Here is a 19,799-nt window from a genome sequence, read left to right as displayed (position 1 = left end):
TGTCTCCTCACTCAGATCAGGCGCCAATCGCAGAAGGTGCCGCCCTTCATCTCATAGCCGGGGGCCAGCACGCTGAAGCGGCGGACATTCAGGTTGGGCAGGGTGCTCCAAATCAGCCTGCAGTGCTTGGCCACCAGGCGCAGCTTCCGCAGATCAGAGATATTTTCATCCGGCTTGCCTTCCACCACAATGAAGTCGCCCATCAGTCCGGGCTTGAGGGTGCCGGTCACATCCTGCAGCCCACACAGCTCCGCACCGGTGGAGGTAGCTGCCTTGATGGCCTCCATCGGAGACAGGCCGCACTGGACCAGCAGCTCGATCTCCCGGACGGTGGCGTTGGTGCCGTCCACCGGGTCAGAGGGCAGAAGATCGGTGCCCACGCAGATCTTTACGCCGTGCTTATGGGCCCAGGTCACGCCCTGCCGGTGGGTCTTGGCGGCCTCGCGCCCCTTTTCCACCTGGTGAGCCGGGCATCCGTGGGCCAGCAGATAATCATCGCTGGAGGAGACAGAGATCGTTGGGACAAAATAGGTGCCGTGCTCTGCCATCAGCTTGGCAGTCTCTTCAGACAGCGTGTAGCCGTGCTCCACCGAATCCACCCCCAGCAGGACGGACTGACGGATGGCCTTGTCGTTGGACAGATGAGCGAAGCACTTCTTTCCGGCCCGGTGGGCCACGTCCACCACTGCCTTTACCTCTTCATCCGTCATCTGCATATCGCACAGGCCCTCATTCGCGGAAGCCATTCCCCCGGTGTACATCATCTTCAGCTGGTCTGCCCCTGCCGCCAGCTGCTCCCGGGCAGCCTTCATAAATGCGTCTACACCGCTGCACATGACCACGGAGTTTTCCTCTGAGCCGTGTCCATTGTGGGCCACCAGTCCCTTTCCGCAGGCAATGATGTTGGGGCCGCAGAGCATGTTCTTGTTGATGGCCTTTTTCAGTCCAATGTCGATGTCATCGGGAATAGCGGCACTGCGGATGGTGGTAACGCCGCAGTCCAGCGCCTCGGCCGCCCGCCGGTAGCTCAGCAGTGTGCGGTAGGGGATGCCAAACTCATCAAAGCTGTTGCCCAGCCCCCGATAGGGGAGCATGAGGTCCAGATGGACATGGCAGTTGATCAGTCCGGGCAGAATGGTGTGCCCGGACAGGTCGAAGACCGCATCCTCCGGCCCCGCCTTGGCCAGGACACTCTGGTCCATTTCTCCCACATACTCCACCACGTCCTCATTGAATTTGTCCTCTATATTGTCAAAGACATAGAGGCCGTTTTCAATGGCCGGTGCGCCGGTTCCATCCACGATGCGGACATTTTTCAGATAGGTGCGTGACATGATTGATGCTCCTTTCAAATTTCTTTCCGTTCTTAGCAGCAAATCACTTGCTCTTCATATACTTTAATAAATTTTATTATATACTGAATTTTTATCATGTCAATGTCTGATTCCTACTATATCTCCCTTTTATTTTTGTTTCTTTTTCATAAATAAACTCTTTTTTTGCAAAAAAGGTTGTGCGCCATTTTCGTTTGTGATATTTTGAATTTAACAGGCTTTCAGGAAAGGAAGATGTTATGGAACAGACAGAAATCGTGTTGACTCCCGCGGAGCGGCTGATCCTGAACTCTTACCGGGATCTGGTGTGCGGTCTGGAGGATTATCTGGGCATAGGATATGAGATCGTACTGCACAGCCTGGAGTCCATGGAGCACTCTGTCATTGCCATCGCCAATGGGCACTATACAAATCGTCACGAGGGTTCTCCCATTACTGATCTGGCCCTGGATATGCTTCGCTCCATCCAGCAGGAGGATGGGAAAAGCCATATTTCCTATTTTTCCCGCAACCGCAGCGGCGAACCGCTGCGCTCCACTACCATCGTTATCTATGGTGAAAACCGCCGGGCCATTGGCTTGCTGTGTATCAACTTTTATCTGAACACCCCCCTCTATAAACTGATCGGCCATCTGACCGAAGATGCGATGGATGAGCGCCCTATGCTGACAGAAACTTTTGTGGACAATGCGGAGGAACTGCTTACCCGGGTCGTGGAACAAATCAGGGATGAAGTGGAGCAGGACATCCATATTCTTCCTTCTCTAAAAAACAAGGAGATCATCAAGCGATGCAGCAGTCAGGGGATCTTCCAAATCAAGAGCGCAGTCACCAGCGTGGCGAAGATCCTCAACATCTCCAAAAATACGGTGTATCTGCATTTGAAGTCCCTGGATTGATCCGGAAGCTTTTTATTCACAGAACAACAGGCCCCTGACAGCCTATCGGACTGTCAGGGGCCTGCTGGCACAAAAGAGGGACGCCGCTTCTGCGGCGTCCCTCTGGGAGCACTTGTAGGAAAAAATCAGCGCTTGCTGAACTCCAAAAGCCCCAAATACACCATGCTGAATGTCAGGAGATTTCTTCGTTTTCTGCTTGATTTTCAGCGTAAATCAGCGGTTTTTAGATGTATTCAATTATGATTTTCCTGCTCGTGGGTTGACCACGAAAAACTGATTTTGCATCCTACGAGTTCCTTGTGTACAGCTGCCCAGGGCTTCACAGGGCAACAAGTGAGAAGCGAAACAGTGTGCTGTTATTTGATTCACCTCAAAATCAAATACACATACGGAGGACATACATAATGGAAAAATACATCTTCGATCAGAACAATGATCTTTGGTATGAGCTTCAGGGAGACTATTACATCCCCTGTCTGGTACTGGAAGAAACAGACGCCCACCCCATCGGAATGTGGGGTAGAAAGCATCTGCGGTACATCAAGGAGCACCGTCCGGTGCTATACACCAGTTTGGTGGTCAGTGGCAAGCTTCACAGCCACCTTGCAGAGGTTGACCACCGGGCGACCGAAATGTTCGACCACCTGATAAAACCGATGGCTCAGCGAGAAGGTATCACTGAGGAGCTGAAAGCACAGGATCAGATGGTGTGGGTACAGCTTATGAATAATATCCGAAATGCGGCAGAGGAGATCATCCTCCAGGAACTGATTTATGGGGAGGATGCGGTATGAAGCTTCTGGAAGAGTTTTGGTATGGGAACATTGAGCCGACGGAGTATGACACAGCCGCCTGCAAGGAATACAAAGAAGCTCTTCGCCTGATCACTCGAAACGAAGAAAGACTTCAAGCTTCCATGACGGATGAACAGAAAGAACTGTTCGCCCGATATACGGACGCTGTTCGTGAGTATCAGACCATAGCAGAGTGCTTGCTGTTTCAAAACAGCTTTAAGCTGGGTGCCAGGATGATGCTTGAGGTTATGGGAGAATAAATCGAATATACGTAGCAGCGCCCATTGGTCATTCTGCCGATGGGCGCTATTTTATTTGGCGTTCATTCCGAGATACTGACTGTAGGTATAGTAATTCTGCGCTCCAACAAGTTTAACTAAAAATGCTTTGAATGTAGGATCTACAGGAACAGACACAAAGAAAAATAGTCGCTTCTTTGGCCTTGAGCAGCAAACATAAAACAAATTTCGGTTTCGCTCAAAAGCAGCTTGTTTTCCACTCGGAACAGAAGCTTTTCCGGTTATCATTGGTGCATAGGTTTCAAATTGGTACTGGTTCCACCCTTTGCTTACGACAAAAACAACATTGTCATATTCCTCGCCTTTGACACCATGCTCGGTGGAGAATACTGCTTCCGGATATAAAAAATCTATCGCAGCCAGAAACTGCGAGTATTCCAACTCTAAGAAAGAGCGAATTGTAACTTCTGCAATATACATTGTTTCCGGAGCATCGTGGTACAAACGATAATATCCATCCAGTTTTGGCGGTATAGGAATTAAACCAGTTTGACATACCAATTCCAACACATCAATCGCCTTTTGGGTTCGAACTTCTGCCAACTGTTTCCGAAGTTCCTGCCATTTTACCTTTTCAGACTTTTTGGTGATAGGATAGCGTTTGATGTCAAGCGTATCAAATAGAAGCTGTGTGTTTGATGTGCAGAGTGCCTTGTAAATCGGCTCGACTGTATTCATAAAAACCAATTATCCCGTAACCCCAAGGCAAAAACGGTCAAGGTGTAGGAGTAATCGAGGAATAATCGACTCTCCTACACCTCTTTTTACACCGTTCTGCCGCTTTAGATAGAGGAGCAGAGGCCAAATCTACTCGCCTCAGTATCCGCGAACATCCTCGACAAACGACCCGTTTCTCAAGTGGTTTTCGTACGCTTCTCGAATGATGCGAATAGCGATGTCTACTTCTCCATTTTGAAGATCGTTGTCTTTGATGATCTCCTCATATTCCGCATAGATCCGAAAGACTCGCTTAAACTGCTCCCTGGTCACAGGATTATCGGGGCAAACGCAGTACGAGGCAAAACTTGTGATCGAGCTGCGCTTGCTTTCAATGTAGAGAGACATGGTGATTTCGGTGTTCTTATCCGTTTCTTCTTTCAGAACCTCAATGGACTGATCATACACCACTGCTCTATCATTTACCCATTTCATCCAGGCGTCACGCTTGGCGATATTATCTTCGCTGTAATGGGATTCCACGCTGTTCAACACGGTCTTCACATCGTGAATCGTCGCGGACATTTCTCGCATGGTCTGCCGTTCCTGCTTCTTCCGAGCAAAATATTTCCTGATCTTAATGAACTCGGGAACGACTTTCCCCTTAAACTCCAAAATTTCGCCAACGATCTGCATGATCAAAAAAACGCCGATAATAGCCAGACCTAAAGCGATAGGTATGTTCAGGTACTCGATATAGCTGATCATGTTAACCGATCACCCACCTCGATAAAGGTGGGTTTCTTTTCTTCCGCCATCATCCAACCTCCTTCAAAGCAGGCAAATTTGGAAAACTTAGGCTTTGGGACTCAGCATCCCGAGCAGTTCCTGATACTCGCTCTCGCTGATTTTGTCGGCGGCATAGAAAATATCGAGCTTCGTCTCGATACCCTCCGTCTGGCCTCTCTCGATCATGCGCTTCAAAGTTCGGTACAGCATAGCAGTTTTCCCCTTTCTTAAATATCCAGCTCCGTCAGACCCAGCTCCAGCAGAGTCAGACGGAATTCCTGGTCCACGTTCATGGCATCCGTATCCACTTGTGCGGAATACAGTGCCCGATTGCTGCGGTCGATCTCGTTGTCTATTCCCTTTCTCAGGAACGTCTCGTAGTTCTCCCGCACGTTTGCCGCGATGCCGTCCCAGGTTTCCACCTCCACATGGTACTCGTCGTACTCATATCCGGTGAAGTCCTCGGTCTGGACAGGCGTCACGTTCTGGAAAAGCCGTACAAGGCTTCTTCCGCTTCCGGGAATGCGCTCCACGGTAAAACTGCCGGGGTCAACCATCCCTTGTACTTTCATGGTGCCGCTCCTTTCACGCCGCCTGGTAGGGCGGATATAATTTCTGAAGCCGTCTGCACTCTTTTCGGACGACTTTCTTAAGATCGAACATGGTCTTCGGCTGGTAATACCGCTCCAAAATCCGTTGACAATCGCACTTTCGGAGCTGCCCAAGCCGTGAGATCAGGCCGGAGGCCCGCTTAAACGAGATGACCCGGTTTCGATCCCTTCGGTAGTAATATAAATGCAGCGACTGCTTGAGCCGAAACAGGTTGTGCTTTCGGAGGATGGTGTAACCGTGCCCGAACCGGTAGCCCAGCGCCGACGGAATCCTCGGCCGTCTTCGGCTCTGTTTGGCCTCGGGCAGCTGCTCTCTGGCCTTCTCCACCCTTGGGGTAAAGCCGATCCGAAAGACCTGCCAGTTGTCTTTCAGCTTTAGTCCCACGTCGGCCAGCCACGCCTGAATATCCCGGATCAGCTTCCGCAATTTCCGCTTGCTGGAGGCGAAGATGGTGAAGTTGTCCATCTGCCGCAGGTAGTGGCTGACGCCGTACTCCCTTTGGTGAATCATCAGGTCCAGCGGCTGGAGCACCAGGTGCAGGAACCAGGCGGAGAAGAACGCGCCGATCAGTACGCCGTATTCCATCAGGGCGTCGCACAGCCAGAGGGTCTCCCGGTCCTTGAACAGCCGTTTCAGTGCCTGGATGACATACGGCGGGTCCAGCTCCTCAAAGCAGTGGTAGATGTCGCATTCCGCGCCGTACCGTGTGCCGGCGGCGTCTCCCTTCATCCACTTCTTGATCGCCTTGACCCCGTAGGAATTTCCCCGTCCCGGCACGCTTGCGATGCAGTATTTGTCCATGCTCCGCATGATGTGCGGGATCATGGGCTGTAACACCGCATGGTGGACATACTGGTCCGGCCACAAAAGCGGCTCGTTGATGTCCCGCCATTTGCCCTTTCCGCTGTCCGCGTTCCGGTCCCAGCGCCGCCGTTTCAGCGGCGGGTGCATGTGCGCGTCCCCGCTCACCAGGTCCTCAATGAACCTGCGCAGCTCCGCCACATACGCATCCATATTCGCCTCGATCTCCAGGACCTTCTTGTTCAGGCTGTGGTCACCGTTGCGCCGGTGTCCCCGGTTGACTTCCCGGATGGCCAGGCGCAGATTGTCTTCCGAAAGGATTTGTTGGTAAACTCTCACTCGTTTCATCAGGGATAATATCCTCCTTGTAGCCTCACAGCCGTTCCATCGCCGCAGGTGGTTCCGGGGCGAAACCCGGCCCGAAGTGTACCAGGCTGTGTCCTGACGGCTCATCGTCAGCAAGTGCTGCGCGGTCAACTCTGCGTAATAGAAAGGGTGAGGAACCCTGACTACCGATAGGAGGTTCAGCCATACCCGACAGGCCCAATGGCCTGCGTCTGCTTCAAGAAGGCGACAGCCGATGTTGACGTTCGTGTTCGACGCACTGTTGTAGTTCACGTAGAACGGCCCGTGATTCTGGTTCTGGTTATAGTTACCGCCGTGGTGCAGGCACGGGTTACTACCGTTGAAATTCCAGTTATCCGGGACATCGTCTGCTGCAAAGTCGACCCCGCGCTCTCCTCTTACCAAAGAAGAGCGGTTTCAAATATTGTTCTTATTAAGGTGAAAAGGAGCCCTTCCGCTCCATTTTGAAATGCGTGGAAGGCCGGAGCTTGGGGGAAGGGACTGCGGTCCCCTCACCCCAAACCCCCTCCTCCCCAGGGGAATGGTCACGCCGCCTTCGGCGGGCGTTCCTGGAGGCGACAGCCGATGCTGACGTGCGCGTCCGACGCACCGCTGCAGTACACGCAGAACGGCCCGTGATACTGGTACTGGCCATAGTAACCGCCGCGGCGCAGGCACGGGCTACTACCGCCGAAATTCCAGTAATCCGGGACATACGTGGTGGTACTGCCGCCAGCCTCAGAGGGATACAGCGCCCACTCCAGACCGCTTTGGGTCGGGATGGCGAAATCCTTCGGGTAACCAGCAACCGGCTTACCGACAAGCACGCCGTTGGCACTGTCGCTGAACTGATTGGGATTCTTGATGACGTTCAGGCCGTTGCCATTGTAATAGCAGCCGTCCATCCAGTCGTACACATTGTCCCACCAGCCCTCGATGTTCCGGTACTGTGTGAAACCGTAAGTATCCCGATTGGCCGCCGTAGTACCGGTGTGGTACTGCATGGCGTCCGTACGCCCGTTGTTCTCCTTGGAGTTGCTGGCCGAGCAGCCCCGGCCGATCCGCTCGCCGTTCCAATCCGCGAACTCCACCAGGAACAGCATGTTTACATACCACATCTGGGCAAAGTCCAGCTGCCAGATGTTGGCCCCCAGGTTGTGGATCTGGGTTCGTGCCGTGCTCCGGGTGATGCTCACCTGCTGGGCCTTGTTGGTCTCCGACTTGTAGGTGCCATTTGCGCAGTGATACCGGGCGATGTAGGAGAGGTCCAGCTCTCCAAGGCCGTCCCCACGGTCCATATTTACCGGGTCCACATGGAAACCGGCCACAGGGCCGTCTGCGATCTGAAGCTTCAGTTTCTTACCGCTCTTGGTCCACTTGTACCAATACTTGGGTTCCTTCACCATCACGCCGCCCGTCCGGGTGACCTTGGTCATGTCCTTCCACGGGTACAAGTTGTCAAAGGGCGAGGAGCCGGAGCCGTTGTTCACCGCCGGGTTGGGGTCCCCAAAGCCTGCCGCTCCGTCGGTGCGCTTACCCTTGGTGGGGCCGCTGCTGGTCCAGTCCCATTCCACCCCGTAGATGGTCACGAACTGGGCATTGACTGCTACCTGCTTATCGGCCCCAGCCAGATAGTTGGCTCCCGCAGCTACTTTAACAATAATTGTAGTCGTGCCGGTGATGTTATTTACACTGTTCACCGTAACCTCGCCGGTCTGCTGATTGATGTTACCGATCGTAGCCACACCAACATTATTGGAAACGGCAGAGATCACGCCGTCGCCCTTTCGGGTCACGGTAAACTTGGCGCTTCGGGCGCCGGTATTCAGCGTCACACTTGTCGGACTTACAGATACGACCTGATCGCCCTTGCCGATAGCCCAGGTAGCTGTCTTGGCGTCCACCGTGCCATCCCACCACTGATGGTTGGAATCCGGTGTAAAGGCGGCAGTGTACCCTGTGCCGGCGTTGACCTTCGCCTCTACAGATACCGTCATTTTGTTTGGATCATAATTGGCGTCCCACACCGGAGTTTTGGGGTTCCCATCATACTTCAAAGCTCCGCTCTGGGCGGGAACCTTGGCGATGGAAGCTCGGCCGATGCTCCACTGAACGGTTTTATTGGTCGTAGAACCGTCCGACCACATGCCATTCAGAAGAATAAATGTGGCAGAGTGGGTGCCGGCATTGGTCTGTGCGGTCACCTGCACTTTGGAATTCACCTGGTCAAAGTTATTCCATTCCGGTGTCTGGGGCGCTCCCGTATAGGTCGGCGAGCCCTTCTGCGTAGGAATGGGTACAATAACGCTGGTGATCGTCCACTTGACCTCCTTGGCCTCAATGGAACCGTCCCACCACTTGTAGTTGGCGGTAGGAGTAAATGTGGCTTTGTAATCGCCTGCGTCAGTTCCAGACCGGTCTCCGCCAATGGTCAACTGACCGATGTCGTAGTTGGCCCAGGTGGGAGCCTGCGGTTTGCCGTTGGCCGCCAGTACATTGTTCTGCACCGGAAGAGAAGCGATGACCGCCCGGTCAATGATCCACTCAACCGTGGCCTCGTCCAAGCCGCCGGGGAACTGATATCCATACGACAGGTTAAACCGTGCGGAATAGGTTCCAGCGTTCACGCCATTGGTCGTGCCGGAAATGGTCATCTTCGACGGATCATACCCAGTCCAGGACGGAGTTTTTCCAGTCCCGTCATAGGTAAGGACTCCATTTTGAACAGGGACAGCCACCTCAATGGGGTTGACTGTAACATTCAAGCTGGCGGTCTTGGTCACACCCTCATAGGTATAACCGATCTCCACCGGACGGCTCCCCAAAGTAGAGAAAGCGGTCTTGGGATAGGTGTATCCCGAAACCTCCTCCGTAGAGTCATCCGAGAATTTGGCAGTGACCACCATTCCCGCAGGGGCAAATTCCTCCAGATAGTGATAGACCATCTTGGAGGGGTTGTTGGTAACGGCAATGGATACCAGCACCTTCTGCACAGTAACCGGCACACTTGCCGTCTTGGTGATGCGGCCTTCGGTATAGGTGATAACCACCTCCGTCACCCCATCCGTAAGGACTTGGGGAGACACGGAATATCCGGTCACGTCCGAAGTGAGACCATACCCATAGCCCGCGGTAACGACCATGCCCGTGGGGTCAAAGGACTCTCCGGACTTGTAAGTGGTCTTTTGGGGCGGCTTGGTAATCGTCAGGGTCTCCAGCCTCAGAGTACCGCCTCCGCCGTTGCCGCCGGTCATGTTAAAGACCTTGCCGACGTTTGCATTACTCATTATTCTGCTCGACCTCCAGTCGCAAAATATAAATGGTCAGATTTTCCGTTGGAGTTACCTCGCAGTGAAAGGTGACCTGACCGTTAACGGTGATATTGTCAGCTTTCACGCCAGTCTCGCTGACTGCCATAAAGCAATCCGCGTCAGCGCACACAATATACCAGTATTTTTCGTCAGCCAAAAGGATGTTGTCCTTTACAGTCTGAGCTCTGCCGCTCCAGTTCTCGGCCGGCAGAGTAACGGTAGTACCGCTATGCTGTGCGCCTTCCAGCAGAGGAATGATCGACTCTAAAAGCTGGTCGACGCGGTTCAGGGTATCGAGTTTTCCCCTTTCTGCCAGAGCCCGCAACTGCTCTAAGGTTGTGGCTTTGTTCTCTGCCATGTTAGAGCTCCTTTCCGAAAAAATAAGAGGGGGACAGGAATACCCCATCCCCCTCCGCGGTTATCAGACGCCAACAGCGGCGCCAAAGACCTCATCCAGCATCTGATTGACTTCCTCATCGGCCGCAACCTCAATGCCGTCCAGCTTGGCCTTGTCCTCCTTGGACATCAGACCGTTTGCCTGGCTGGTAGCAGGCTGATAGGTGGTGTCCTGTGCGGGGATACCGAGAGCAACGATATCCTCCTTGGTCACATCGTCGCCGATGACCGCATGACCCTGATTATCCTTACCGACCTTCTTGAAGCCGGCTTCGACCGCCTCAGCGGCAGGGTGGGTGTAGACCACGGTCTCCTGACCATTGATCTTGATGTTGCCGTTGACCTCGGACTTCTCCACCTTGGTCGCACCGGAGGCAATGTCCTTCAGCGCGGCGGTGATCTTGCCCTCAATGGCGGCCATTACGGTGGCGTACTCGTCCTCGTCGCCGCCAATACCGGCAACGATACCGTTCAGCTTGGTGATGGCGGCATTCATCGCGGAAGCGTCATCGGGGTGATCCTGAATCCACTGAGCAATCTCAGTCAGCGTATCCAGGGCCTCCTGGGCGCCCTCGGGGATCAGCTGAGCAGCCAGCTCCTCGTTGGCGATGGTGCGGGCGCTCTTACCCTTGTCGTTGCCGATCAGAGTTTCGACATCGGTCTTGGCGGCCTTAGCGTCCAGCACAGCCTTCAGAGCGGCATCCAGATCGGCCTCAGAGATCTGAGCCTTGTAGGCCAGGGCCGCCAGACCCGTCACTGCAACATCCTTGCCGTTGACCGCCAGGGTGCCATTGGCGGTGCCAGAGGCGATCAGAATGTCCACCATCTTGTCGGCGATGGCCAGGGCAACGCCGTTGACCTTAACGCCTACCAGGGACTTGGATTCGACCTTGCTGATCTCACCCTCGGTGCGCTGAGCCAGAAGCTTCAGCTGTTCGAGAGTAGTGTGCTTAGACATAAATATGTCCTCCTTAAAAATATTGTTTACGGCTCTTCGCCGAAAACATCATCGAGAATGTCCTCCACCTCTTCGTTAGTGGCGGTATTGTCCGGAGCCTCAGGATTTTCGGGGGGTATCCAGGAGGACTGGAATGCATTGTCGAGGACTTCCTGAACCTCTGCATCTGTAGCAGTATTTTCCCGGATGACCTCAAGGATCTGGGCCTTCACGTCTCCATCGATGTGGGTGGGCGGCATCAGTTGCGTGGGGTCAAGCGCGTACATGATCTTGCTGGCCAGACACCATACCGTGTCTTTCTGAACCCCATCCTTAATGCCGGAAACTCCGATTTTGAGATTGATTCCGGCCCGTTTCAAACACTCAGCCGGAATAATGCATCGGTCATCCGTCAACGCCACAGGCGGCTGCTGTACGCCGCCGGCTTCAAAGACAGCCGATTTGGCATAACCATCCCAGCTCTGATCAAAGCGGAACTCCACAATATAGAGCTTGTCGGAGTTCTGTACCAGACTCTCATCCTTGACCAGATGGGCATAGGTTGCTTTCACTGCGATCTCCATGGGCTTCGCCTCCTTGCTTACTGAATGGCCCCGTTCCCCGACAGCTCCAGCCGGATCAGGTTGACCGTCAGGTCCGCCGCCGGCTCTGTGTCGCAGGTCAGGGTGAGAAAGCCCGAGGTGGTGATGTTCTTGGGCTGCACATTGCAGTCGAGGAACTCCTCCTTACAGGCTTCGTCCGCGCTGAGGAAATACTTGTGGGTGCCCAGGGCCAAAAGCCGCTCGTCCGCAATGGTGACGCTCCCCTCCGACCACCCCTCGGCGGGGATGACCAGGTCGAAGGAGATACCCAATACGTCGCCGGCGCCCGTACCGTTCAGGCCGTTGTAGACCGAAATGGTGTAGGTAGACCCGTCTGTCATATGCACCGTGTAAATATCCGTGGTGCCCGGCGAGTGGTCGCCCTTGGTCAGCCGGATGTCCTGGATGCCCACGCCGATGGGGCCTTGCAGCTCACAGCTGCTGTGGCTGTCGTAATAGGCCCCTGTCTCCGCGTCCCAGATCCACCAGGTTCCATTTTGAGGCTTGGGCGGCTTGCCGCTGTACTGCTCCGCTTTGGCGGCGCTTCCGGCGGCCTCTGCGGCGCTGTCAAGGGCGTCGGCCTTGGCCTGTTCTGCGGCTGTCCTGGCCGCTTCTGCGTCCTCCTTGGACTGGGCGGCGGTCAGGGCGTCCTCCTCGGCGCTCTCCTGGGCGGACAGGGCGGCTTCCTTCGCCGCTTCCGCGCCCGCTTTGGCGTCTTCCGCCTTGGTCTCCGAGGCCTTTGCGTTGGTTTCACTAACCTTGGCCGCGTCCCGCGCCGCCTCCGTGGCGGTCCTGGCCTCCTGAGCCGCTGCGGCGTCTGCCGTGGCTTGGGCACCCAGGGTCTCCACCTGATTGCGGACCTCCTTAGCCCGCTCTTCTGCTGCCTTGGCTTCGGCCTCGCTGAGAGCAGCGGCGTTCTTGGACTCCTCCGCCTCTCTGGCCTGTTGCAGAGCCGTCTGCTCCGAGGCCTTGGCGTTCTCCTCCGAGGTTCCGGCCCGTTCCGCTGCGTCAACGGCGAGGTCCGCGTACCCCTCCGCCGCAGTCTCCGAGGCTTTGGCGCTGGTTTCAGACTGGGCGGCTTTCCCGGCGGAGTCCAGGGCTTCAGCCGCCTTCTGCCCGGCGGTGTCCGCCTCGTTCTTGGCTTTTTCCGCGGAGGCCTTGGCGGAGTCCTTGGCCGTGGCGGCAAACTCCATGGCGCTGGAGGACTCCTTATTCATGGCGGCAAGGGCGTCGTGGATGGAACCCCGCACCTCCTCACCGTAGATCGCCTCCAGAATCTTCTTCAAAAAACTGCTGATGTCGGCCAAATCGGACCACCTCCTAATCTTCCAGCATCCAGTCGATGGCCAAAATTTCCTCCCCCGTCAGGTTCCCCTCCGCTTCGCTGTACTTGGCGGTCATCAGCTCCACCTCATGGGTCATCTCGTTGAAGGGAGCCAGCTCGTCACAGAACGTCTTGAAATTGGGGGACTCCATTTTGAGGACAAAGGTGGGCTGCCCCCGTTCATCCTTCCCTTCCTCTCCGTACTTCTCGATCAGGCTGAGGCGAATGGTCTCATATTCCACCAGGGAGTTGGAGAGAAAGCGGTAGTTCCGGGCGGCGATGTAACCGATCCGATCCCGCCGGGACAGCAGTGGCTTGAGCGAGTGGAGCCGCTCAAACACTTCGGAATTTTTTAACATTTTCTTCATGGCTGTGTCATGCTCCTGTTCCTAAATCCAGACCTTGGACGTCTGCGGCGCTGAAATCCACGACCCCCTTGAAGTAGACGATCCCGTTGCGGCTCTGGCCGATGGTGATGTATCCGCCGCAGGGGCTGTAAATGTTGATGAGAGGGGCGTTACCCTCGAAATATTCGATGGCCAGCATGTGGTAACGGCTGCTCCCGAAAGGACCGTAGAGGTTGAAGCTTCCGAAGTCGCCCCCGGCGATGATGTTGAATTCCTCGCCGTAGAACTCTCCGCCCTCGATGACCGGGGAACGGATCGTGGTCTGGTCGATGTAGGTGCTCTTGATGTACCCCGGCATCTCGATGGAGTCGGCCAGCTTGTAAGCCCGTTCGGCCCTGGAATACGCGGTATCGGCATAATCATAGGCTTCATCCGCCAGGTTGTAAGCTTGATTGGCCATAGAATACGCCGGATTGGATTGAATGTTCTGATTGCTCACCTGGGCCCAGTTGATGGTGCTCCCGGCCCCCATGGTCACCTGGCCGTTGATGGTGATAAGGCCCGTCGGCCCCACGGCGAAGGTGACCGCCCCGGTGTTCTTGTTGGTGACGGTCAGGCCGTACAGGTCCAGATATCCGGCGGTAAACTTCTCTTTGGCCAGGTCCATCATGCTGTTGCCGTACTTGTCCAAAAAGTCCTCCGCCTGCACTGTGCCGCCGAAGGTCCCCTTGGCTCCTGCCAGCGTCCCCGCGAAGGTGCCTCGCCGTGCGTAGAGGTTGCCCTGCTCGTCCACGGTGAAGTTTCCGTTTCCGATGTTGATGGAGCCCTTCTTCATGGTCAGGGTGCCCTTGTCCAGGTCCAGGATCACGTTGGAGTTGTAGTCCCGGATGACGCCCACCCGGAGCACGTTGCCGTTCAGCACCCCCGCTGTGATGTAGTCGGCCACGATGGCCCCGTCCATGGTGATGGCCAGCCCGAAGGTCTTTCCCCCGTCGTTGGAGTAGCCCAGGCCGTTCATGTTCCACTTCCAGAGCTTGTCGGCCTTGGTGTAGTCCCGGACGTTGGAAATATAGAGGGTGTCCGAGCCGTGCTCGTCCCTCGTGATGGTGATGTAGCCCGTGGTGGCCATGTTCATGATATGGGTGGCGTTCTCCTGGGCCTCCTTGAGGATGTTGTGGGCCTTGGGGAGGTTTTCGATTTTGTCCAGCACGGCGGCGTTGGTCTGGTTGCTCACGCTGGTAAGGCTCACCTGTACCGAATCCCCCATTTTGAACTGGGTGTTCTCCGGGGCATCCAGCGGGATTTCCAGCCTGGTCACCGGGAAGAGCCGGTCCAGCCCGTGGGGGCGGGAGATGACCCGGATCTCGTCCAGCAGCTTCACCGCCTCGGTCTCCACGTCCAGATAGTGCAGGTCCAGGGCGGAAAGCTCCAGCTCCAGGTTGTCAAACTGAAGGTCCGCCAGATACTCCCTGGCCTTCTCCAGCAGCACCTGGGGGTCGCTCACATCGTCCCAGTTCACCGTCTTCGCGATCCAGCCATGGCTCGCCACTGCCTCGTCGGATTGGACGTACAGGCTTCCGCCGTTCACGCTCTCCACCGTCAGATAGGCGTCCAGCGCCTCGATGGGACTGTCGTCCAGCCGGTTCCCCAGAGGGACGATGGCCGTGGCATACTCGGCGGAGTCCCAGTTCCGGACAAAGTCCAGCAGGTTGGACCCGAACTGGATCACCTGGCTGCATGTGTCCGGGTAGTTCTTCAGATAGTCCAGATACCGCACCCCGTCCGCCTTGCGCACCCGGAGATGGCCGCCATAGGCTTCCACCAGGGCGTTGAGTGACTCCAGGGTCTTGCCGTAGTTGGTGTAATAGGTGGGGAAGGCCTCGTCCACCACCGTCACCGCCCCGATGGCGAACCGGCGGTTCTCACCCACCTGCCCGTTGTGGACGGCGATGAGCTGGTCGAGGTACTCCCGGACCGATTTCCCGGCATACTCCGCCGGCGGCTGGACCGAGTCGTTGAAGAAGGCCAGCTCCCCCTCGCAGTAGAGCACCCGGTTGTTCCAGAAGTCCCGGCTCTCCGACAGGGCCCGTCCCGCCCAGATTTCTTCCCCGTTCTTCTTCACGGAAATATCTGTGACCATGCGGACGATGGTGTCGTAGGCCGCGTTGGTGGGCGGAAGGGTCATCTCCAGAGACCCGGCGGCGCTGTCCTCCAGAGTCAGCTTGGGGTTGACCACCTTCATGTTGTCCAGGGAAAAGACGTCGTTGTAAATGCACACGCCGTCTGCATAAATGCTATACATGGGTCACAACCTCCCCTGTCTGAAGTCCACGGAGACGGACCCCGTTCCCGTGTCGCACCACAGCTCCAGCGTGGCGCCCAGGTCGCCGAAGAACACAAACTCCGGGAACTGGATGACCCCGTCGGGGAGGAGCTTGGTCTCGTCCAGTCCCAGCGTGGGGTTGATAAAGCGGATGTGTACTCCCCGCTTATCCGAGCTGCTCACCCGGAACACGGGGCACACCGGGGCCCGCCCGAACAGCAGCGCCGCCAGCTTCACCGCCCGGACCTCCGTCGTCACCGCGATGTCCTTGAACACGGCGGGGCGGATGACGCCATTTTGAAAGTTGAAGGGGTCCCACAGCCAGTCGTCCGTGGAGGACAGGACTGACCACTTGTAGGGCCCCACGTCATAGTCGATGGTGATACGCGACCAGTCCTTCTCTGACTTCCAGACGTTGACGGTGAACCGCCCCTCGTAAAAATACTCCGGGTCGTCCTCCAGCACTGCCCGCAGCTTCTGCCCGTGCAGATAGTCCATGATGTCGGAATAGGCCATGTGCCAGGGCTTGAAGTCGTTCATCACGATAAACTCGATAGAGCCCGTCCGGTTTTGGTACACCGGATACCCGGTCAGGGATTGGGACAAGTCGATGACCCCGTCCCCGCCGGGGATTTCCAGCGTCTTCACCTTCTGGGCCGGCGGATTGAACACGGGCCGGGAGGCGGGGACCAGCCGCCAGTCATCCCAGGTGTTTTTCCCGCCAATGGTGATGGAATGATACACGGCTCAGTTCCCCCTTCCTCTCCGTGTCGCCCTCTGTCCAAGGGCGTTGTCCATGGGTCCCGCCATCTCACCGACCAGAGTGCCGGTGTCCAGCACGACCCGCATCCGCTCCATGCGCTCCGTCATCTCTGCCATTTCACTGCGCAGGGTGCGAAGCTCCTCAATGATGTCGTCGTTGTCTACCTTGACCGTCATCCGGTTCTCCCCGGAGGCGTTTTGGAACGCCAGGCTGGCCTGTCCCGCCAGGCGGATGGACCGCAGGGGGTAGAACAGGCTGTCGATCTGGGTCGAGGCCCCGGTGAGGTCAGACAGGTCCAGCACCGGGCGTATGGTGGGCCGCATCTCCGCCTCGCCGCTCAGCAGGTCGGGGAGTCCGGCAATGGCGCCGGAAAGGCCGTCCACGGCGGAGTCCGCCATGTCTGCGCCGGCGGCAAAGGACCTTTCGGCATAGCCGGCCAGTCCGCTGACAAAGCCAAGGCCGGTGAAGGACCCCAGCTCCCGGAAGACCCGGGAGGGAGAGTTGATCTCCAGCGTGCTCTTCACCGCCTCCACGCCCGCCAGCGCCATGCTGGTCAGCTCGTCGATAAAGGTGGATTTGGACTGGGCCACGCCCTGGGCGAGGCCGGCGGGAATTTGCTGTCCCGTCTCTGTCCACCCGGCTTCCGACAGGATTTTCCGGGCCGCCTCGGTCATTTCCGCCATCTTGGCTTCCGTGTCCCGCTTGATCAGGCCCACATTTTCCGAGAATTCCTGCCGGAGGGAGGCCAGCTGACGGCTGGTATCCTCCTCCAGCTGGGCCATCTCGCTCTGCCAGGTCAGCCGGTACTCCTCCAGCTCCACCGCCGCGTCCGCCCGGAGCTGCGCGATCTGCTCCTGGGTCTCCACCCGAAGCCCCTCCAGTTCCGAGGTCGCCTGGTCACGGGCCTGGGCGTGCTTGACGGACCAGAGGGAGACGTACTTCTCCAGCTCGTCGTCGCTCATGGAGTTCAGCGCCCGGATCTCTTCGATGGCGGAGGGCCCCATCTCCTGGAGCTCCGCGATCAGGTCCGAGTCAACGCCCCTGGCGGAGAGCTGACCCAGAATATCCTGCCACTCGCCAAACTCCTGGACCTGACCCTCCAGATTCTGCATCAGCGTTTCACTGCTGATCGCTTCCTTCTTCGTGACCTCGTCAAAGAGGCCGTAGGACTGGTACAGGCTCTTGGTCCGGGACTCCACCGCGTCCTGATACTGCTGGTTCAGGGATTCGATGTCCCGTTCCAGCTGCTCGTTGATGGACTTGACCTTGTTGGCATAGGCCTCCTCCAGCTGGATGCGCCGCTGGTTGGCGGACTCCTGAACGCTCTGCACGTCGGCGATGTACTGCTGCTGGGCCTCATAGATTTCCTGCTCCAGCCGGTAGACCTCCCGGTCCAGCTTCTTCCGCTCCTCGGTGCCCTTGGCGTACCGGCTCTGGACCCGCTTGTAGGCGGCCAGCTCGTCGGCCAGGCTCAGACGGTTGTAATACTTTTCCTCCTCGATCCAGTCCAGGGAGTTCTGATAGGACTCGTCCACAAGCTGGTTGCGGAGGGTGAAGACCTTCCGGTCCAGCTCCATCCGTTCCTTGCTGCCCTCCAGATACCGGGCCTGCATCCGCTCATAGGCGGCCAGCTCCTCCTCGGTGCTCAGGCGCTTGTAATACTTCTCCTCCTCGATCCAGTCCAGGGAGGCCTGGTAGGTGGCGGAAACCAGTTCATTTTGAACCCGATAGACCTCCCGGTCGATCTTCATCCGCTCCTCACTGCCGGCCCTGTACTTCTTTTGGAGGTTTTCCCATCCGGCCAGCTCGTCCATCAGGCTCAGCTCGCCGTAATACTGCTTCTCGTTGATCCAATCCTCAAAGGCATCGACGCCCTTCTCGCTGACGGCGATCACCTCGTCGATCATGCCGGAGGCGGCCTGTGCGGCAGGGACGATGCTGTTGTTGACGCCGATGGCCAGACCCTCGCCCACGTTTTCGCCCAGATGGATGAATTCCCGGGAGGGGGAGTGGCTGTCCAGCGCCTTCTTTGCCGCTTCCAGAGCGGCCAGGCCCAGGCTTCGGCCGGCGGACCTTGCGCCGCCCAGCTTGGAGTTGATGCCGTTGATAAAGCCCTGCCCGGCGTTCTTTCCGGCGGTCTCGAACTCCGGCTTCATGCGGTTGATGTTGGATACGGCGGTGGAGAGCACCGTCCTCATCGCGTCCCCCACCGTTCTGGAGTGGGCCGTGATGGATGCTTCCATGGTCCGCATCATATCCGATGTCGATGTCCGGATGGCCGGGACCTTCCCGTCCACAATGTTCGCCAGCGACTGGACCACCGTCTCCATGGCCCCGTTTGTCACGGGGAGGTTGGAGAGGACGGCGCCGCTGACGGTGGACAGCATACTGGACACGGCTTTGTTGACCGTGTCGCCGCAGTTGTAGAAAGCGCTGGTAAAGCCGGAGATGCCGGCGTCTCCCATCTTCCTCATGCTGTCGGCAAAGCTGGTCAGACCGCTGGTGTTGACCCCTGCGGCCCCCTCAGCCAGCTCCAGCAGGCTCCATACCTGTGCGACCACGTCGGCCATCCGCCCGGTGTCGATGCCGGAGATTTGGCCGTAATAGCCCTTCATGGCCGCGCCGAACTTGGAAATATCCCCGCCAAAGGAGGCCAGCGTCTGGTCTCCGCCGAACCACTTGTCAAACAGACTGCTGTCCGGCAGACCGGAGGCGAGGTTGGAGAGGGCCTCCGCCGCGTTGGCCGAGGCCGTCACCGCGTCCGCCTTCACATTGCTGATGGCCTCCGCATAGGCGGAAAGGTCCGCGCCAAACAGCGTCAGGTCATCGCCAAAGGCGGCCAGGTCGGTCCCTCCGGTAAAGAAGGACAGCAGGCCGCCCGTGTTGGGAAGGGCCTTTGCCAGCTCCACCAGGGCCATTCCGGCGGAGGCGGAGCTTTCCACCGCTTCCGGCCGAATATCCGCCACAGCGTCGCCGTAGGATTTCATGGCCGCGCCGAAGGGGATGATGCCCGCCGCAAAAGCGGCCAGGTCCTGGCTTCCGTTGAAGAATTCCATCACACCGCCTACCAGGGGAAGGGCCTCTTGCAGCCGCGCCAGAGACTGGGCGGCAGTGGCCGAGGCGGTGATGGCTCCGGTGTTGATGTCGGCCACGGCGTCCCCATAGGACTTCATGGCCGCGCCGAAGGGTACGATGCCGGCGGCAAAGGTTCCAAGGTCGTTGCCTCCGTTGAAGAATGCCATGACCCCGCCCACATTGGGCAGGTC

General features: G+C 57.2%; 17 protein-coding genes and 1 pseudogene. 3 read left to right on the top strand and 15 right to left on the bottom strand.

Features of this window, described 5'->3' with window-relative positions; all coding sequences use genetic code 11:
• Window positions 1-11: 11 nt before the first annotated feature.
• Window positions 12-1,334, bottom strand: a complete 1,323-nt coding sequence (locus NE584_RS11835; protein WP_050623264.1) for an amidohydrolase family protein — start codon at window positions 1,332-1,334, stop codon at window positions 12-14.
• A 239-nt stretch (window positions 1,335-1,573) separates the two neighbouring features.
• Between NE584_RS11835 and NE584_RS11830 the strand changes: the two genes are divergently transcribed.
• From NE584_RS11830 to NE584_RS11820, 3 genes are all read left to right on the top strand, one after another.
• Window positions 1,574-2,233: a transcriptional regulator gene (locus NE584_RS11830; RefSeq protein WP_050623263.1), complete on the top strand. Its 660-nt coding sequence runs from the start codon at window positions 1,574-1,576 to the stop codon at window positions 2,231-2,233.
• Between the two features lie 404 nt (window positions 2,234-2,637).
• Entirely contained in the window at window positions 2,638-3,027 is a 390-nt protein-coding gene (locus NE584_RS11825; protein WP_256182888.1) for a TnpV protein, read from the top strand.
• On the top strand, window positions 3,024-3,287 hold the full coding sequence (locus NE584_RS11820) for a DUF6809 family protein (RefSeq protein ID WP_256182887.1): 264 nt from the start codon (window positions 3,024-3,026) through the stop codon (window positions 3,285-3,287). Before NE584_RS11825 ends, NE584_RS11820 begins: the two co-directional genes overlap by 4 nt.
• Before the next feature lie 51 nt (window positions 3,288-3,338).
• Here the strand turns inward: NE584_RS11820 and NE584_RS11815 are convergent, their stop codons facing one another.
• The 14 genes and pseudogenes from NE584_RS11815 to NE584_RS11750 all read right to left on the bottom strand — a co-directional run.
• Window positions 3,339-4,004, bottom strand: coding sequence for a hypothetical protein (locus NE584_RS11815; RefSeq protein WP_256182886.1), 666 nt, complete (start codon window positions 4,002-4,004; stop codon window positions 3,339-3,341).
• A gap of 138 nt (window positions 4,005-4,142) precedes the next feature.
• A complete protein-coding gene (locus tag NE584_RS11810; RefSeq protein WP_256182885.1) occupies window positions 4,143-4,751 on the bottom strand; it encodes a hypothetical protein in 609 nt (202 codons plus the stop codon).
• A gap of 87 nt (window positions 4,752-4,838) precedes the next feature.
• A complete protein-coding gene (locus NE584_RS11805) occupies window positions 4,839-4,982 on the bottom strand; it encodes a hypothetical protein (RefSeq protein WP_172592644.1) in 144 nt (47 codons plus the stop codon).
• A gap of 17 nt (window positions 4,983-4,999) precedes the next feature.
• Window positions 5,000-5,344: a hypothetical protein gene (locus NE584_RS11800; RefSeq protein ID WP_195324466.1), complete on the bottom strand. Its 345-nt coding sequence runs from the start codon at window positions 5,342-5,344 to the stop codon at window positions 5,000-5,002.
• Between the two features lie 13 nt (window positions 5,345-5,357).
• Complete coding sequence (locus NE584_RS11795) at window positions 5,358-6,533, bottom strand: RNA-directed DNA polymerase (RefSeq protein WP_256182884.1); 1,176 nt, start codon at window positions 6,531-6,533, stop codon at window positions 5,358-5,360.
• A gap of 542 nt (window positions 6,534-7,075) precedes the next feature.
• The gene (locus NE584_RS11790; protein ID WP_256182883.1) at window positions 7,076-9,817 is read right to left on the bottom strand and encodes a bacterial Ig-like domain-containing protein; all 2,742 of its coding nucleotides are present in this window, start codon (window positions 9,815-9,817) and stop codon (window positions 7,076-7,078) included.
• Window positions 9,810-10,199 (bottom strand): hypothetical protein, encoded by a 390-nt coding sequence (locus NE584_RS11785; RefSeq protein WP_024723648.1) that lies wholly within the window; start codon window positions 10,197-10,199, stop codon window positions 9,810-9,812. The genes NE584_RS11790 and NE584_RS11785 overlap by 8 nt, the downstream gene beginning before the upstream one ends.
• 63 nt (window positions 10,200-10,262) lie before the next feature.
• The gene (locus NE584_RS11780) at window positions 10,263-11,195 is read right to left on the bottom strand and encodes a hypothetical protein (protein ID WP_256182882.1); all 933 of its coding nucleotides are present in this window, start codon (window positions 11,193-11,195) and stop codon (window positions 10,263-10,265) included.
• Between the two features lie 26 nt (window positions 11,196-11,221).
• Window positions 11,222-11,758, bottom strand: a complete 537-nt coding sequence (locus tag NE584_RS11775) for a hypothetical protein (protein ID WP_024723650.1) — start codon at window positions 11,756-11,758, stop codon at window positions 11,222-11,224.
• A gap of 17 nt (window positions 11,759-11,775) precedes the next feature.
• A complete protein-coding gene (locus tag NE584_RS11770; RefSeq protein ID WP_256182881.1) occupies window positions 11,776-13,083 on the bottom strand; it encodes a hypothetical protein in 1,308 nt (435 codons plus the stop codon).
• A gap of 13 nt (window positions 13,084-13,096) precedes the next feature.
• Complete coding sequence (locus NE584_RS11765; RefSeq protein WP_024723652.1) at window positions 13,097-13,468, bottom strand: hypothetical protein; 372 nt, start codon at window positions 13,466-13,468, stop codon at window positions 13,097-13,099.
• A 7-nt stretch (window positions 13,469-13,475) separates the two neighbouring features.
• A complete protein-coding gene (locus NE584_RS11760; protein WP_256182880.1) occupies window positions 13,476-15,749 on the bottom strand; it encodes a phage tail protein in 2,274 nt (757 codons plus the stop codon).
• Between the two features lie 3 nt (window positions 15,750-15,752).
• Window positions 15,753-16,514: a hypothetical protein gene (locus NE584_RS11755; protein WP_130849677.1), complete on the bottom strand. Its 762-nt coding sequence runs from the start codon at window positions 16,512-16,514 to the stop codon at window positions 15,753-15,755.
• A gap of 3 nt (window positions 16,515-16,517) precedes the next feature.
• Window positions 16,518-19,799 (bottom strand): annotated as a pseudogene (locus NE584_RS11750) (hypothetical protein); the annotation flags it as partial.

Source organism: Clostridium sp. DFI.5.61, assembly GCF_024462915.1.
GTDB classification, from domain to species: Bacteria; Bacillota; Clostridia; order Oscillospirales; family Oscillospiraceae; genus Lawsonibacter; species Lawsonibacter asaccharolyticus.
The sequence above is the reverse complement of the archived record's forward strand: the minus strand, read 5'-3'. Positions and strand labels throughout refer to the sequence as shown.